Origin of the sequence: Bradyrhizobium barranii subsp. apii, from assembly GCF_011516635.5 — a bacterium.
Lineage (GTDB): Bacteria > Pseudomonadota > Alphaproteobacteria > Rhizobiales > Xanthobacteraceae > Bradyrhizobium > Bradyrhizobium barranii.
This window is the reverse complement of the sequence record NZ_CP096255.1, coordinates 3170291-3184717: the sequence shown is the minus strand read 5'-3', so window position 1 is coordinate 3184717 and position 14427 is coordinate 3170291. Positions and strand designations below refer to the sequence as shown.

General features: G+C 63.9%; 12 protein-coding genes and 1 pseudogene. 5 read left to right on the top strand and 8 right to left on the bottom strand.

The window, feature by feature from the left end:
• Positions 1-6: 6 nt before the first annotated feature.
• Positions 7-2397, top strand: coding sequence for an endopeptidase La (lon, locus tag HAP41_RS15135; RefSeq protein ID WP_166100392.1), 2391 nt, complete (start codon positions 7-9; stop codon positions 2395-2397).
• A 5-nt stretch (positions 2398-2402) separates the two neighbouring features.
• A complete protein-coding gene (locus tag HAP41_RS15130) occupies positions 2403-2558 on the top strand; it encodes a hypothetical protein (protein ID WP_166100400.1) in 156 nt (51 codons plus the stop codon).
• A 72-nt stretch (positions 2559-2630) separates the two neighbouring features.
• On the opposite strand, the gene HAP41_RS15125 is transcribed toward HAP41_RS15130, so the two are convergent.
• The 5 genes and pseudogenes from HAP41_RS15125 to HAP41_RS15105 all read right to left on the bottom strand — a co-directional run bounded on the left by HAP41_RS15125 (position 2631) and on the right by HAP41_RS15105 (position 7029).
• Positions 2631-2933 carry an HU family DNA-binding protein gene (locus HAP41_RS15125; RefSeq protein WP_014493658.1) on the bottom strand — a complete coding sequence of 101 codons (303 nt, stop codon included), beginning with the start codon at positions 2931-2933 and terminating at the stop codon, positions 2631-2633.
• 281 nt (positions 2934-3214) lie between these two features.
• Entirely contained in the window at positions 3215-4447 is a 1233-nt protein-coding gene (locus HAP41_RS15120) for an acetyl-CoA C-acetyltransferase (RefSeq protein ID WP_166100404.1), read from the bottom strand.
• A 277-nt stretch (positions 4448-4724) separates the two neighbouring features.
• Positions 4725-6186: pseudogene (locus HAP41_RS15115) on the bottom strand (GH1 family beta-glucosidase).
• 113 nt (positions 6187-6299) lie between these two features.
• Positions 6300-6476 (bottom strand): hypothetical protein, encoded by a 177-nt coding sequence (locus HAP41_RS15110; protein WP_166100412.1) that lies wholly within the window; start codon positions 6474-6476, stop codon positions 6300-6302.
• Positions 6477-6621: 145 nt separating this feature from the next.
• Positions 6622-7029, bottom strand: coding sequence for a hypothetical protein (locus HAP41_RS15105; RefSeq protein ID WP_166100419.1), 408 nt, complete (start codon positions 7027-7029; stop codon positions 6622-6624).
• 358 nt (positions 7030-7387) lie between these two features.
• Here HAP41_RS15105 and HAP41_RS15100 point away from each other — a divergent pair, with 358 nt between their 5' ends.
• Positions 7388-7951, top strand: coding sequence for a DinB family protein (locus HAP41_RS15100; RefSeq protein ID WP_166100423.1), 564 nt, complete (start codon positions 7388-7390; stop codon positions 7949-7951).
• An 11-nt stretch (positions 7952-7962) separates the two neighbouring features.
• Here the strand turns inward: HAP41_RS15100 and HAP41_RS15095 are convergent, their stop codons facing one another.
• Entirely contained in the window at positions 7963-8880 is a 918-nt protein-coding gene (locus HAP41_RS15095) for a LysR family transcriptional regulator (protein WP_321576412.1), read from the bottom strand.
• Positions 8881-9005: 125 nt separating this feature from the next.
• Between HAP41_RS15095 and HAP41_RS15090 the strand changes: the two genes are divergently transcribed.
• Positions 9006-9596 (top strand): YybH family protein, encoded by a 591-nt coding sequence (locus HAP41_RS15090; RefSeq protein WP_166100438.1) that lies wholly within the window; start codon positions 9006-9008, stop codon positions 9594-9596.
• Between the two features lie 51 nt (positions 9597-9647).
• On the opposite strand, the gene HAP41_RS15085 is transcribed toward HAP41_RS15090, so the two are convergent.
• The gene (locus tag HAP41_RS15085; RefSeq protein WP_175618122.1) at positions 9648-12110 is read right to left on the bottom strand and encodes a TonB-dependent receptor; all 2463 of its coding nucleotides are present in this window, start codon (positions 12108-12110) and stop codon (positions 9648-9650) included.
• A gap of 153 nt (positions 12111-12263) precedes the next feature.
• A complete protein-coding gene (locus HAP41_RS15080; protein WP_166100441.1) occupies positions 12264-13613 on the bottom strand; it encodes a histidine kinase in 1350 nt (449 codons plus the stop codon).
• Positions 13614-13806: 193 nt separating this feature from the next.
• Between HAP41_RS15080 and HAP41_RS15075 the strand changes: the two genes are divergently transcribed.
• Positions 13807-14427, top strand: coding sequence for a response regulator (locus tag HAP41_RS15075; RefSeq protein ID WP_014493646.1), 621 nt, complete (start codon positions 13807-13809; stop codon positions 14425-14427).

Below are 14427 nucleotides of genomic sequence, written 5' to 3'. Positions count from 1 at the left end.
TCGATCATGGCCACCGAACAGATGAATAACGCACAGACCAATTCCACCGAGTCCGACGTGAAGATTCCCGAAGACGCGCTGATCGTCATCCCGGTGCGCGAGATGGTGCTGTTCCCCGGCGCCATCGCGCCGATCGCGATCGGCCGGGCGAAGTCCATCGCCGCCGCACAGCAGGCGCTGCGCGAGCAGCGGCCGGTCGGCATCGTCCTGCAGCGCAGCCCCGAGATCGAGGAGCCCGGGCCTGATGATCTCTACCGGGTCGCGACCATCGCCAACATCGTGCGCTACATCACTGCGCCCGACGGCACGCATCACATCGTCTGCCAGGGCGTGCAGCGCGCCCGCATCCTCGACTTCCTGCCGGGAACACCGTTCCTGGCCGCGCGTTTCCAGCAGATCCCCGAGCCGACCACGAGCTCGCCCGAGATCGAGGCGCGCGCGCTGAATCTGCAGCGCCAGGCCATCGAGGCGGTCGAGCTGCTGCCGCAGGCGCCGCCCGAGCTGGTCGCGATGTTCCAGAGCACCACCGCGCCCGGCGCGCTGGCGGACCTGGCGACCTCGTTCATGGACATCAAGCCGCAGGACAAGCAGGAGGTGCTGGAGACCATCGACCTCGCCTTGCGCGTCGAGAAGGTGTCGAAGCATCTGGCCGAGCGGCTGGAAGTGCTGCGCATCTCCAACGAGATCGGCCAGAAGACCAAGGCCTCTTTCGACGAGCGGCAGCGCGAGGCGATCCTGCGCGAGCAGATGGCCACCATTCAGCGCCAGCTGGGCGAAGGCGACGGCAAGGCGGCCGAGGTCGCCGAGCTGACGGCTGCCGTCGCCAAGGCCAACATGCCGCCGGAAGCGGAAGCGCACGCCAAGAAGGAGCTGCGCCGCTACGAGCGCATGCCGGAAGCTGCCGGTGAGTCCGGCATGGTCCGCACCTATCTCGACTGGCTGATCGAGCTGCCCTGGGCGCTGCCCGCGGAGAAGCCGATCGACATCAAGGAGGCACGCCGCATCCTCGATGCCGACCATTTCGGCCTGGAGAAGATCAAGGGCCGGATCATCGAATATCTGGCGGTGCGCAAGCTCGCTCCGCAGGGCAAGGCGCCGATCCTGTGCTTCGTCGGCCCGCCCGGCGTCGGCAAGACCTCGCTCGGCCAGTCCATCGCGCGCGCGATGGATCGCCCGTTCGTGCGCGTCAGCCTCGGCGGCGTGCATGACGAGGCCGAGATCCGCGGTCACCGGCGCACCTATATCGGCGCGCTGCCCGGCAACATCATCCAGGGCATCAAGAAGGCCGGCACGCGGAACTGCGTCATGATGCTGGACGAGATCGACAAGATGGGCCGTGGCGTGCAGGGCGATCCCTCGGCTGCCATGCTGGAGGTGCTCGACCCCGAGCAGAACGGGACGTTCCGGGACAACTATCTGGCCGTGCCGTTCGACCTGTCGCGCGTGGTGTTCATCGCGACCGCCAACATGCTGGACCAGATTCCCGGTCCGCTGCTGGATCGCATGGAGCTGATCAGCCTCGCCGGCTACACCGAGGAGGAGAAGCTGGAGATCGCGCGCCGCTACCTGGTGCGGCGTCAGCTCGAGGCCAACGGTCTGACGGCCGAGCAGGCCGAGATCGAGCCGGAGGCGCTGAAGCTGGTCGTCAAGGGCTACACCCGCGAAGCCGGCGTGCGCAACCTCGAGCGCGAGATCGGCAAGGTGTTCCGCCATGCCGCGGTGCAAATCGCCGAGGGCACGGCTGCCAAGGTCGTGGTGAGCCCGAAGGACATCGCCACCGTGCTCGGCCAGCCGCGCTTCGAGGGCGAGATCGCGCAGCGCACCAGCATTCCGGGCGTCGCCACCGGGCTCGCCTGGACGCCGGTCGGCGGTGACATCCTGTTCATCGAGGCCTCGCGCGTGCCCGGCCGGGGCGGCATGATCCTGACCGGCCAGCTCGGCGACGTCATGCGCGAGAGCGTGCAGGCTGCGATGACGCTGGTGAAGAGCAAGGCCACGCAGCTCGGCATCGATCCGTCGGTGTTCGAGAAGAGCGACATCCACGTTCACGTGCCGGCGGGCGCAACCCCGAAGGACGGACCGAGCGCGGGCGTTGCGATGTTCACGGCGTTGACGTCCCTGCTCACCAATCGCACGGTGCGCAGCGACACCGCGATGACCGGCGAGATCTCGCTGCGCGGCCTGGTGCTGCCTGTCGGCGGCATCAAGGAGAAGGTGGTGGCTGCGGCCGCCGCCGGATTGAAGCGGGTGATGCTGCCGGCGCGCAACAAGCGGGACTACGACGACATCCCGAAGAGCGCGCGGGACAACCTCGAATTCATCTGGCTGGAGCGCGTCGACGAGGCCATCGCCGCAGCGCTCGAGCCGGCTGATGCCAAGGTCGAAGCGGCGGAGTGAAGGCGATGAAGAAACTGCTGGAAAAAGCGAGGCGATCGCGGAAGACGCAGCGGCTGCGTCAGCTGCTCGGCCGTGCGATCGACCGGGTTCGCGATGCGCTGGCGGCACCAGGGCCGCGGCTTCAGCCCGTTCCGGTCCGGGTGAAGCGCCGCAAGGGTTGAGCCCTCCGTCTCAAGCCCTCGCGGCAGCCCCGAACAAAAGGCCCCCTCCTAGCTGAGGGGGCCTTTGCGTTGTTAGCCCACCGCGTCCTTGGCGGCCTTGACCGGGCGGGCGCGGACGATCTTCCGGGCCGGCTTGGCCTTGAACATCATCTCTTCACCCGTGAACGGGTTGGTACCCTTGCGCGCCTTGGTCGCGGGCTTCTTGATGACCACGAACTTGGCGAAGCCCGGCACCAGGAACAGGCCGTTCTTCTTGAGCTCCTTGTGACCGACGTCGGTCAGCGTCTCCATGACGCTCTTGACGTCGCGCTTGGAAAGCTCGGTGGCGGTCGCAATCTTTTCGATCAGCTGCGATTTGGACATTTGGGTTGGCATCGTGTCTCCTCTGATTCGTTGCCGGTTGCATATTAGACCAACCGTTGAAGGCCCAGAGCCTTCTGCACAGTTTTGTCGCGATTTTACGGGCTTTTTTGGCCCTCTGAGGCAAAAAACCCTGCTTTTCAGCGGCTTCCAGAGCGGAAGGAGCCTCCGGCAGCGGTTTTTGCCTTGTTTCAAAGGCCCGCACGCCGCCTTGCTAAAGCTGATTCGCTGCTTTCGACAAGCGACGACCGGCCTCTTTGTGAAAGGCCGGTCGCGATTCACCCTGAAAAATAAGGCTAGACGCGCTCGATGATGACCGCGGGAGCCATGCCGCCGGCGGCGCACATGGTGACGAGACCGCGCTTCAGGTCGCGCCGTTCGAGCTCGTCGAGCACGGTGCCGATCAGGATCGAGCCGGTGGCGCCGATGGGATGGCCGAGTGCGATCGAGCCGCCATTGACGTTGACCTTGGCGCGGTCGAGCTTGAGATCGCGGATGTACTTTTCCGCCACCACCGCAAAGGCCTCGTTGATCTCGAACAGGTCGATGTCGTCGATGGAGAGCCTCGCCTTCGCCAGCACCTTGCGCGTCGCCGGCACCGGCGCGTTCAGCATCAGGGTCGGCGAGTCCCCCATGTTGGCCATCGCGACGACGCGAGCGCGCGGCTTCAGGCCGTGCGCGCTGGCATAAGCGGCCGATGCGAGCAATATCGCGGCGGCACCGTCGACGACGCCGGACGAATTGCCGGCATGATGCATGAAGTCGATGTTCAGGTCCGGATATTTCTGCAGGATCAGGCCGCGATAGGTCGTGCCCTTGTCGTCGAGCGCATAGTCGGCGATCGCAGGGAATGCGGGCTTCAATGCGCTCAGCCCTTCCATCGTGGTCTGCGGCCGCGGATACTCTTCGTGATCCAGCGCGAGGCTACCGCCCTCGCGATGAACAGGCACGAGGCTCTTCTTGAAGTGACCGTTCGCAATCGCTTGCGCTGCGCGCTTCTGGCTTTCGAGACCGAGCGCGTCGACGTCGCTTCGCGTGATGCCTTCCAGCGTCGCGATCGCGTCGGCGCAAACGCCCTGATGCGACTGCGGATGCCGCGCACGCAGGCGCAGATTGCCGGAGTCCATCATCATCGGACCGCCGCCGCGGCGTCCTTCCATCGACATCATCTCGCAGCCGCCGGCGATGACGAGGTCTTCGGTGCCCGACATGATCGAGGCCGCCGCCATGTTGACGCTGGTGATGCCGCTTCCGCAGAAGCGGTCCAGCGTCACCGCGCTGGCGCGCACGTCGTAGCCGGCATCGAGCGCCGACATGCGGCCGAGGTCGCCGCTTTGGGTCGCGACCTGCGCGCTGCAGCCCCAGACGATGTCGTCGACGTCGGCGGTGTCGATGCCGGTGCGATCGGCGAGCGCGCGCAGCACGGTCGCGCCGAGCTGCTGCGGATGAATGCCCGAGAGTGCTCCCTTGCCGGCCTTGCCGACGCCCCGCGGGGTCCGGCAGGCATCGATGATCAGCGCGTCAGCCATTGGCGTTGTCCTCTTGTTTATGGGTGTTGATGTCGTTTCTGAATAAGGGGAAGAGTGGAGTCAACGTGCGGTGCCGCGCGGCCTCCGCGCAAAAACGGAAAAACAACCCCATGCACAGTAGAAACGCGGGTTCCGCATGGGGCGCGGTGATACCGGCGAAGCGATTGGCCTGTCAGGCTAAACGGCCGTGGCCGCGCGATCTTGCGTCACCTCGCCCCGCCTGCGGGAAGAGGTCGGATTTTACGCGCGGCGGAAAATCCGGGAAAGGGAGAGAACGCTACGCCCCCGCCGCGTTCTTCGCGATCACGTTGCGGTAGAAGGTCGCGCTGAGCTTCGGCGTACGCACCTGCGTGTCGAAATTGACGTGATAGAGCCCGAAACGCTTGTTGAGCCCGAACACCCATTCAAAGTTGTCCAGCAGGCTCCAGAGGAAGTAGCCGCGCACCGGCACGCCCTCGGCGGTGGCGCGCTGGAGCTGGGCGAGATAGTTGCGCAGGTACATGATGCGGTCGGTGTCGTAGATCTTGCCGTCGGGCGTCACCACGTCGTCGCCGGAGGTGCCGTTCTCGCTGATATAGATCGCATCCGTCTTCCAGATCTTTGCGGCCAGCTTCGGCACCCAGTAGATCGTCTCCGGCGCGACGCGCAGCCAGTTCGAGTTCATGTGCGGGAACGATTTCGGGATCGGCAGCGGCATGAAGCCCGCGCCCTGGTCGGAGGGCACCACGTAGTTCTGCGGCGCGTAGATATTGAGACCGAGGAAGTCGACCGGCGAGGAGATGATCTTCAGCTCGGCGTCGGTGAATTTCGGCGCATCGGCGCCGGCGTATTTCAGGAAGGCGTCGGTATACCGGCCCGTCATGATGACGTTGAGATAGCCGGCGTTCATCTCGCGCAGCGCGATCTCGGCCGCGCGGACATGCTCGGGCGTGTCGATTGCGGGAACGCAGACGTCGATATTCTCGGCCGGCCCGACCCTGGTGCCGGCGGCCGTGCGCCCGCACCGCCTGCACCGCGAGCCCGTGCGCGAGCGCGCTGTTATGCCTGACCTGGTTGACCTCAGCTTGCGGCAGCGTCACGCCGGGCGCGTCGATGCCGAGGCCATAGCCGAACTGGACGAAACGTCCGCTCTCGTTCAGCGTGAACACGTTCTTGACGCGATCGGTCAGGCGCTCGGCGACATAGCCCGCATAGTCGCCAAAGATCTTGCACGTCTCGGTCGAGCGCCAGCCGCCGTAGCGATCCTGGAGCGATTGCGGCAGGTCCCAGTGATATAGCGTCAGCCACGGCTCGATGCCGTCCCTGAGGAGCTCGTCGACGAGACGATTGTAGAAGTCGAGCCCCTTCGGGTTCGGCTTGCCGTCGCCGTCCGGAAACACCCGCGGCCATGCCACCGAGAAGCGGTAGGCCTTGCAACCGAGCTCCTTGATGAGCGCGATGTCTTCCTTGTAGCGGTGATAATGCTCGACGGCGCGATCGCCGGTGGTGCCGTCCTCGATCTTGCCGGGGATGCGCACGAACTTGTCCCAGATCGAAGCCCCCCGCCCGTCGACGTCGACCGCACCCTCGACCTGATAGGACGAGGTCGCCGTGCCCCAGACAAAGCCCGCCGGAAAGCCGTCCACGCCCCGCGGCGCCGGCGCCGGCTTAACCTCGGCGGCCTCCAGCGGATTTGCGATTCCGGCTGCGGACAATCCCGCCAGCTTGGCAAACTGGCGACGCGAAACCTTGTCCGACATTGATACTGCCCCTTGAGACGATTGTTGCGGCGGCACAATGGCGTGTCGGAAGCTGCTTGAAAAGCGGGAGTTCCGGGACTTTCGGATGCAAAAATGCAGAAGAACGCCCGGATTTACCCCCTGCCCTGCTTTTTGCCCTTCACGCCCTGAGCCGCGTCGAAGCACGCCAACAGCGAATTGATCACGGCTCGCGAGCCCAGACCATCCACCACGAAGTCGCGGTCCTTGCCGTTGGGCGGTATGATCTTCAGCTTCGCGCTGCGAATGCAGGAGCGATCGTCCGAAACCATCGATAGAACGATCCGACGCTCCACCATCGATGGCAAGAACGCATACGTCCGTTCACAAACGCGGTCCCGAGTGATTGCGAGTCCTGCTGCGGCCGTCGCGCCAGCCTGGTCAGTTGGCGACGCGCGAGCCCGCCGGCTCGCTCGATCAGCGCGAGCGCTTGGGCAATTTCGGAAGCTTGTCGGGATTGAACGCCGATGCCTGCTCGGTTCGTTCACGTGCGGGCAACTGCTGTTCCGAGAGGATGAGCGTACCCTGAAGGATCATTCCCGGCATCTGCGCTGCCTTCGCCGTGTAAGTCGCGACCTTGCCGGGGCAGTTTCCCTCGATGTCCAGCGTGAGCTCGTCGTCGATGCCGAAGACCGTTGCACGTCCGTCGGTATGACGCTTCGTCGACACGGTGGCGGTGAAGCGATCTCCGTCGACCTTGCAGGAGCCGTGATAGGTCATCAGGCTGTCGCAGCCCCAGATTTGTCCGTCTGCGACATGGACGATCCCGGTACCCTGGTCCAGTGGCGTCTTGTACCACGCCGCGTAGGTGCCGTCCTTCAGCATGGGAGCAGTCTCCCTTGACATTCCCTCGCGAATAATCCGCATGATCAGCGCTAAGAAACGGTTAATCGCGCGGCCCGTGCGAATCCGGTCTGTCCCTTCGCAACTCGGCTTCCAGATCCTCGATGATGCTGTGAAGCAGGCACGCGGCAAGCGGATCGGTGACTTCGCGCTCCAGAAGCCTGTAACGCGCGATCTGGAATTCCCGCTCTCGCAACTGGTGCTCTGTCATCGGACGGGCCCTCCGGCAAACCTACCCGGAAACAGCCAAGTCGTTTCGTTACAATTTTCAGATCATTTGCTATGGTTTCTGATCGGTAAAGGAACGCGGCGCCAAGCAGGTCGGTGTACGGGGTTTGCAATGTCGATCGTTCAAAGCTATCGCGCCTTCGCCTACAATAATGCCTGGGCGAACCACCGGTTGCTCCGCGCGTGCGCCGAGCTGAGCCAAGGCGAATTTGAGGTCGAGCGGACGGGCTTCTTCCCGAGCCTACAGCGGACGTTGAACCATATTTACGTCGTCGACCTCTTTTACGTCGATGCACTCGAGGACGGATGGCTTGGGCCGAAGGCCTGGGAGGATCCGATCCCATTTCCAGCTCTTGCAGGGCTCTCGGAAGCTCAAGCATCGATGGACCGGCGCTTCATCGGCGTCTGCGATGCTCTGACGCCCGCCTCCTTGAACGAAGACGTGCGGATCAATCGAGATCCCAGTGTCCAGATAGAGCGACGCGACCGGCTGCTGATGCATCTCATTCAGCATCAAATTCACCACCGTGGGCAGGCGCATACGATGTTATCGGGAACGCGCATCAAGCCGCCGCAGCTCGACGAGTTCTTTTCAACCGCCGAAGCGCCGTTGAGGGCATCCGAGTTTGCCGATCTGGGCTGGACGGAGGAAACCGTTTGGGGGCCGCCCAACTGAGCGAGCCCGCGCTACCGATTGCGGTTCCGACCTGCTCCGACCGAGGCGAAGACAACCTCCATCAGCCATGCAACACCGGCGTCCTTCATCGCAGCCTTGGTTGCGATGGCGCAGATCGTATCCGGTTTACGGGCGAAAGGCAGCTCGACGAACATCAATCCGAAATGCCCGGCGTGCTGCTGCACCAGACGCCGCGGCAATGCGGCGATCAGTTCGGACCCTGCAAGCTGGACCAGCGCCATCATAAAGTTCGGGACAGTCAAGGCAATGCGGCGCTTGAGACCGCGCTTTGCCAACATCTCATCGACGAAGCCGCGCGGCTCGCCGCTGAGAGACACCAGCAGATGCTGCGCTTGCGAGAATGCCGCGGGTGTCGGAGCTCTGGCGAAGGCGTGTCCCTTGCGCATGGCCAGCACGAATTCCTCGTCGTAGAGCCTGCGCGCCTCGAAACGCGGCGATACCGCCGGCAGCGGCAGCATCGCGACGTCCAGCTCTCGTCTTTCGAGCATCTCGAGGCACTCGTGCCAGGGTTCGCCGATCGCGCCGCCGCGGGGCGCGGGCATCACATGGATCAATCCGATGTCGATGTGGGGCGCCCTACTCGCGATCGAACCGAGTAGCTGCCCCGTTGTCGAGGCGAGAACAGCATCGGGTGCACCGATCGTAAACCGGCGATGGCTTTTTGCAGGGTCGAATGGTCTAGCCGAGCCAACCAGTTGTTCGACGCGCGCGATGATTTCAGCGATCGGGTGGTCGAGCTCCAGGGCCCGCTCCGTTGGAACGACGCCCTTCGGCGTTCGCAGGAACAGCGGGTCGTTCAAAACAAGGCGCAGCCGGCCAAGCGCGTGGCTGACAGCGGACGGCGTCAGGTTCAGTCGCGCGGCCGCGCGCGCGACATGGCGTTCTTCCAGGACCACGCGGAAGACCACAAGGAGATTCAGTTCGACCCTGGATAGATCAATTTGGTTCAGCATGTTGATGAAATCATATCGCTGGATTCATTGAGATCAAGGCCCCTATGGAATGCGTAGATCGTGCAATCAGGAGCCTCGAAATGATCAGAAGGTCGAAAGGGGTGAGCAAAGGCCATGGCTCGCCGGACAACCAGGACTCGCCGCACAGAATGTCGAGGCGCTCGATGATGATGATGGCGGCGGCGGCAATTCCTGCTTCCGGTCAGCTTCCATGCAATGCAACCGCCGGGGACGCCGCGCTAGCCAGCATCATCCAGCGCGCCGGGGAGAAGAATGCGGCCTTCATGCGTGGAGATATGGACCGTTGGTCCCAGCTTGTCCGCATTGCGCCGGATTTCACACTGATGCAACCTTTCGGAGGCCCTGCGAGTTTCGGATTCGACAGCAGTCCAAAGCGGCTGGCCGACCTGGCGCAATATTTCAGGAACGGTGAGACCGAGCTGGAGGTCTTGCAGATCTATGCGTCGAACGGGCTCATCGCTCTCGTCATGATCGAACGCCAGAGCGCGGAGGTCGGCGGCTTGCCTGCCCAGGACTGGTCGCTGCGCGTCACGGAAATCTATCGCAAGGACAGCACGGATTGGCAGCTGGTGCACCGCCATGCAGACCCGCTGGTCCGGCGCATTTCCTTGCAGCAAGCCGCGATCCTCGCCCGAGGCTGGGTGGAGTAAAGATGATAATGTCTTTCGCCCTCCAGAGGCGGCCGGGCTTGCGTGTCGAACTCAGAACGTCATCCGCATGCCCGCATAGAACGCACGGGGCCTTGCCGGGCTCAGCGATCGCGGGTCATTAAATTCCGCACCGCCATTGGTGAAGTTGGGCAAGGCTTCCCTATCGAAGAAGGTGCCAAGGGTCGAGTAGCGGTTGTCGAAGATGTTGGCGACGCGACCGTAAATCTGCAAGTTCTTGGTGATCTGGTAGGAGGTGTGGAGTTTGAACACCGCGTAGGACGGCAGCTTCGGAAACTGGTTGGACTCGTCGCCGACGAAATACTGGCTCGAGACAAAGAGCGCGTCACCCCCGACCTTCCAGACATCGGTAACCGCATATTCGATGCTTGCCTTAATAAGGTGGCTAGGGAGGCGCGGAATGTGATTGCCCGGCAAGACCTGGATGTTGCCGGCGTCGGCGAACGGGCTCTCTGATCCAAGCGTCAGCGCGTCGAGGAAGCGCGCGTCCAGGAACGCATAGCTCGCCTGGAACTGAAGGACATTCGACTTCAGGCTCACCTCGGCTTCGACACCCTGCCTGCGTGTCCGGCCGACGTTCTGGAAAAAGCCGAAGCCCGTCAGGCCGGGAATCGGGGTCGCGAGGATGTCGTCGTAGTTGGTGGCACGGTAGGCACCGATTTTCCAGCCTAGGGAGCCGATGTTCAATTCCTTGGTACCACGGAAGCCCGCTTCGAAGGTCTTGGATACGACTTGCTGCAGTGGGGGGTCAGCGATCAGGAACTGCCCGATGATGCATGGCCTCGCCGGATCGGCGCAGCCGAGTTCGAGTGGTGTCGGCACCCGGTTGGCTTCGGAATAGCCCGCATAGGCGGTCACTTCAGACGTGATCTTGTAGGTGCCACCGATGATCGGATTGAATCGATCATAGGTATGATCGCCATTGAGCGCGGTGCCGAGTTGGTCCATCAGCGTAACACGGGCCGCATTGAATCGACCGCCTGCCGTCACCGCAAAGCGATCGTCCACGTTGAACGTGTCGAGCGCATAGAGCCCGTGATATTGGTTGACGGTACGAAGCGACACGGGACCAACCGATGTCGGGTCACCGGAGGGACCCAGGAATATGCCGCTGCCCGTAACGACATAGTTCGTGCCTATGGTTCCCAATTCAGCGCTGCCGGTGAAGCGCGTGCTGCTGACATCATAGCTCGCGCCAACTACGAAGCGGTTCTCATGACCGAACAGCTGGTCGGTGTTGGTTGCCTGACCGGATACGCCAAATGTGGTCGATTTCGTGCTGGTGCGATCGATCTCGCTGAGGATGGCGTCTGGCGCAAAGGTATTGGCGAGCTGAACGCCATTCAGGCCAAAAGCCGGGACCGTATCATTGCCAAAGCACAGGAGCGTTGGATCGGCACATGCCTGGGCGTCGGTCGGGTTTCCGTCCACGGTGCTCTGTTTGAAGCTCCGCACATGCGCCGTGCCCTCAAAGGTCCAGGTCGGCGTCGCCTCCACCTTGCCGGTCAGGTTGAGATAGCCGACCTTGTTGGAGATGGTTTGCGGCGTTGTGTAGGTCGCCCCCCAATATTGCTGGAGCAATTCGGCCGGAACAGTGCTGGGTCCTGCCAGGGAATTGTTGGCGACGCCGCCATTGAGGTGAAACTCGTTGCCTTCGAAGCGATACCCGACATCGCCATAGAAGCGCCGGACATCCGATTGCGAGAAATTGCGGAAACCATTGTCGTGAACGCCTTCGAGCGCTCCGTAGACCGACCAATTATTGTCGACCTGCTTGCCCCATTGTGCGGAGCCCTGGATGCGGCCGAATGAGCCGCCCATAATATCGATCTCGGCCCCTTGATAGTTGAAGCCGTTCTTCATCTGCAGATCGATGGCGCCGCCGAGCGCGTTAAGGCCGTATGCCGGATTGTTAGTTACGACCAGCGCCGATCGGATCGCGGCCGTCGGGATCAGATCCCAATTAACAGTGTCGGAAAACGCCTCGTTGATGCGTACGCCGTTCTGGTAGACGGCGAGGCCCTGCGGCGTGCCGGCCAGAGGTGAAGCGACGAAGCCGCGAAACTGCACATCGGGCTGGAATGGATTGCCGGTCACTTCATTGATGCTGAGACCAGGCACGTACTGCTGCAGGGCAACGGCGATATCTGGCGAGGCGGTACGCCTGATCTGGCTGGCATCAACCGCATTGATCGCGGACGGCACCTTGTCGACATCGAGACCTCGGCCGGTGCCCGGTGAGGTCGGGTAGACGTAAAGGCGTGTCTTCGGAGCGGCGGACGCCGGCGCCCCTACCCGTGCGACCGGCCGCGTTGGCGCACTGCGCCTCACGGCCGACGGCGGTGGTGCCGTGATCTCGACCGCCGGCAGATTCTGGACGTTGGTTTCCTCATCCTGCGCGGCTGCGGCGGGGCCTGCAAGGACCAAGCCCGACACCAGCCCCGTCGACACCGAGGCTATCAACAAACGACGCTTGAACCAAAGAGGCTTGCCCATCCCTGCCTTCCCATCCGTGACCACCGGCTGTTTTGATTTTCGCCGTTTGGTTGAGATGAGTGTATTCGGCGGCAGTGAGTCCGCCAGCCACAAAAGGTCTGGCACTATCCGCACCCGTTTTCCCGACCAAATCGGGAATTTTTCCCGATACAATCAGGACGCCGCCGTCGGAACCAGCGCCTCCACGGTCAAGCCGCCGTCGCCAGAGACGACGTTGAGCGTGCCGCCCAGCGCCAGAATGCGCTCGCGCATGCCGACGAGGCCGAAGCCGAGCTTCTGGCCCGGCTCCATGCCACGGCCGTTGTCGCTGACCCGCACGCGCGCGTAGCCGCGGCCGCCGGCCTGCTCCACGGGCTCGATCACGACATTGACCGAAGTCGCGCCGGCGTGGCGGAACACGTTGGTGAGCGCCTCCTGCACGATGCGGTAGATGGTGAGGTCGGCCGTCTCGCCGGTGACCCCGAGCGTGGCGGAGATCACGGTTTCGATCGCGACGTCGGGATGCGCCTCCCGCCACAGCCGCGAGAGCGATTCCAGCGCCTGGCGCAGGCCGAGCTCGGCAAGGCCGACGGGCCGGAGCCGCTCCAGCACGCGGCGCGTGAACTGCTGGAGCTGGTTGATCTGTTCCAGCAACGCGCTGCCGTGCTTTCGGACCGAGTCGGCATTCGGCGCGCGCCCGTCCGCGAGCTTCGCCAGCGCGCTCGCATGCGCGCGCAGCGAGAACAGATACGGCCCGAATTCGTCATGCAGCTCGCGCGCGATCTCCTTGCGCTCGACGTCCTGGAGCGACACCGCGCGCTCGGCCAGGAGCCGCTTTTCCTCCACCGCCTCGCCGAGCGCCGCCGCGAGATGATTGAGCTTGCCGCAGATCGCGGCCAGCTCGGGCGCACCGCCCGGCGTGGCGCGCGCGTCATAATGCGCACCCTCGATCGCGGTCATCGTCTGCGCCAACGACTGCAGCGGCGCGAGCGCGCGGCCGACCACCGTCATCATCACCAGGAACAGCGCGAGCGCGATCACCGAGCCGACCTCGAGCTGGGTCACGATGGCGTCCCAGATCTCGGCGATCTCGTCGTCGGGATGCGCGGTGATCACCAGCGAGCCCGGCTTGCCATGGACCGAGACCGGCACGCTCACCGTGGTCTGCTCGGGATGAACCAGGCTGACGAACCAGGCCGGCGGTCCGCGCGCGTCGTCATCGGCAGGCCGGGGCGGCGTCAGCGGGTTACCGCCGGCGTCCTGAAGCGCGATGCTGACATGGCGCAGGCGGCTCAGATCGCGTGCGATCTGGTTCAGCCTGGCATCCGGATCGGGCGCCTCGTTCAGATCCGCAACGATCATCTCGATGAATTCGCGCGCAAGCCGGATCACGCTCTGGTCCTCGGCCTGCACGCGCGGCCCGGCTTCCGCCACCTGGCGGCCGATATTGACGGCGAGCCCCAGCGCCAGCAGCAGCGCCAGCAGAAGGTTGATGCGCGCGCGCAACGATAGATTTTGCCACATTGGTGCCGCCCGTGCCTCGCGAAGGTTGGCCCGCGCCTGTCCGATGACGTTGACAGAGGCGAAGCGCCCGATATCTAATCGAAAGCGTACAGCAATCCCGGCCGGGTTGCATGAGGCGACATGAGACGCGCGCAGCGTTCTTGTTCGGATCATGCGGCGGAAAAGCAGGCCGAGGCTGTCACGGGGAACGCCTATGCGCATTCTGATCGTCGACGATCATCCCATTGTCGCCTCCGGCTGCCGTGCCGTGCTGGCCGACGAGGGCGAGATCGAGATTTTGGAGGCCGCCGACGCCGAGGACGGCGAATGCGTCTTCATTGTCGAGCGCCCCGACCTCTGCATCATCGACATCAACCTGCCGACCGTCTCCGGCTTCGAGCTCGCGCGCCGCATCCTCGAACGCGCGCCCGAGGCCCGCATCATCATGTTCAGCATGAACGACGACCCTGCATTCGCCGCGCGCGCGATCGAGTGCGGGGCCAAGGGCTACGTCTCCAAGACCGGCGACCCCGACGACCTCGTCGAGGCGATCCGCGCCGTCGGGGGCGGCGGCACCTATCTGCCGACCGCGATCGCGCGCAGCATCGCGTTTGCAGGACCGACGCTGGCGCAAAGCCCGCTGTCGAAGCTGAACGCGCGCGAGATGGAAATCCTGCGGCTGCTCAGCGCCGGAAAGAGCCTGTCCGAGATCGCGTGGCTGGTGCAGTCGTCCTACAAGACTGTCGCCAACACCTCCTCGATCATGCGACAGAAGCTCGGCGTGAAGACCTCGGTCGAGCTGGTGCGGCTGGCGATCGACAGCGGCGTCGCCTGA

What these genes read in the sequence shown, in the direction of transcription:
- lon (WP_166100392.1), top strand. Translation starts at nt 7, where the DNA reads ATGGCCACCGAACAGATGAATAACGCACAGACCAATTCCACCGAGTCC.
- HAP41_RS15130 (WP_166100400.1), top strand. Translation starts at nt 2,403, where the DNA reads ATGAAGAAACTGCTGGAAAAAGCGAGGCGATCGCGGAAGACGCAGCGG.
- HAP41_RS15125 (WP_014493658.1), bottom strand. Translation starts at nt 2,933, where the DNA reads ATGCCAACCCAAATGTCCAAATCGCAGCTGATCGAAAAGATTGCGACC.
- HAP41_RS15120 (WP_166100404.1), bottom strand. Translation starts at nt 4,447, where the DNA reads ATGGCTGACGCGCTGATCATCGATGCCTGCCGGACCCCGCGGGGCGTC.
- HAP41_RS15110 (WP_166100412.1), bottom strand. Translation starts at nt 6,476, where the DNA reads ATGGTTTCGGACGATCGCTCCTGCATTCGCAGCGCGAAGCTGAAGATC.
- HAP41_RS15105 (WP_166100419.1), bottom strand. Translation starts at nt 7,029, where the DNA reads ATGCTGAAGGACGGCACCTACGCGGCGTGGTACAAGACGCCACTGGAC.
- HAP41_RS15100 (WP_166100423.1), top strand. Translation starts at nt 7,388, where the DNA reads ATGTCGATCGTTCAAAGCTATCGCGCCTTCGCCTACAATAATGCCTGG.
- HAP41_RS15090 (WP_166100438.1), top strand. Translation starts at nt 9,006, where the DNA reads ATGATCAGAAGGTCGAAAGGGGTGAGCAAAGGCCATGGCTCGCCGGAC.
- HAP41_RS15085 (WP_175618122.1), bottom strand. Translation starts at nt 12,110, where the DNA reads ATGGGCAAGCCTCTTTGGTTCAAGCGTCGTTTGTTGATAGCCTCGGTG.
- HAP41_RS15080 (WP_166100441.1), bottom strand. Translation starts at nt 13,613, where the DNA reads ATGTGGCAAAATCTATCGTTGCGCGCGCGCATCAACCTTCTGCTGGCG.
- HAP41_RS15075 (WP_014493646.1), top strand. Translation starts at nt 13,807, where the DNA reads ATGCGCATTCTGATCGTCGACGATCATCCCATTGTCGCCTCCGGCTGC.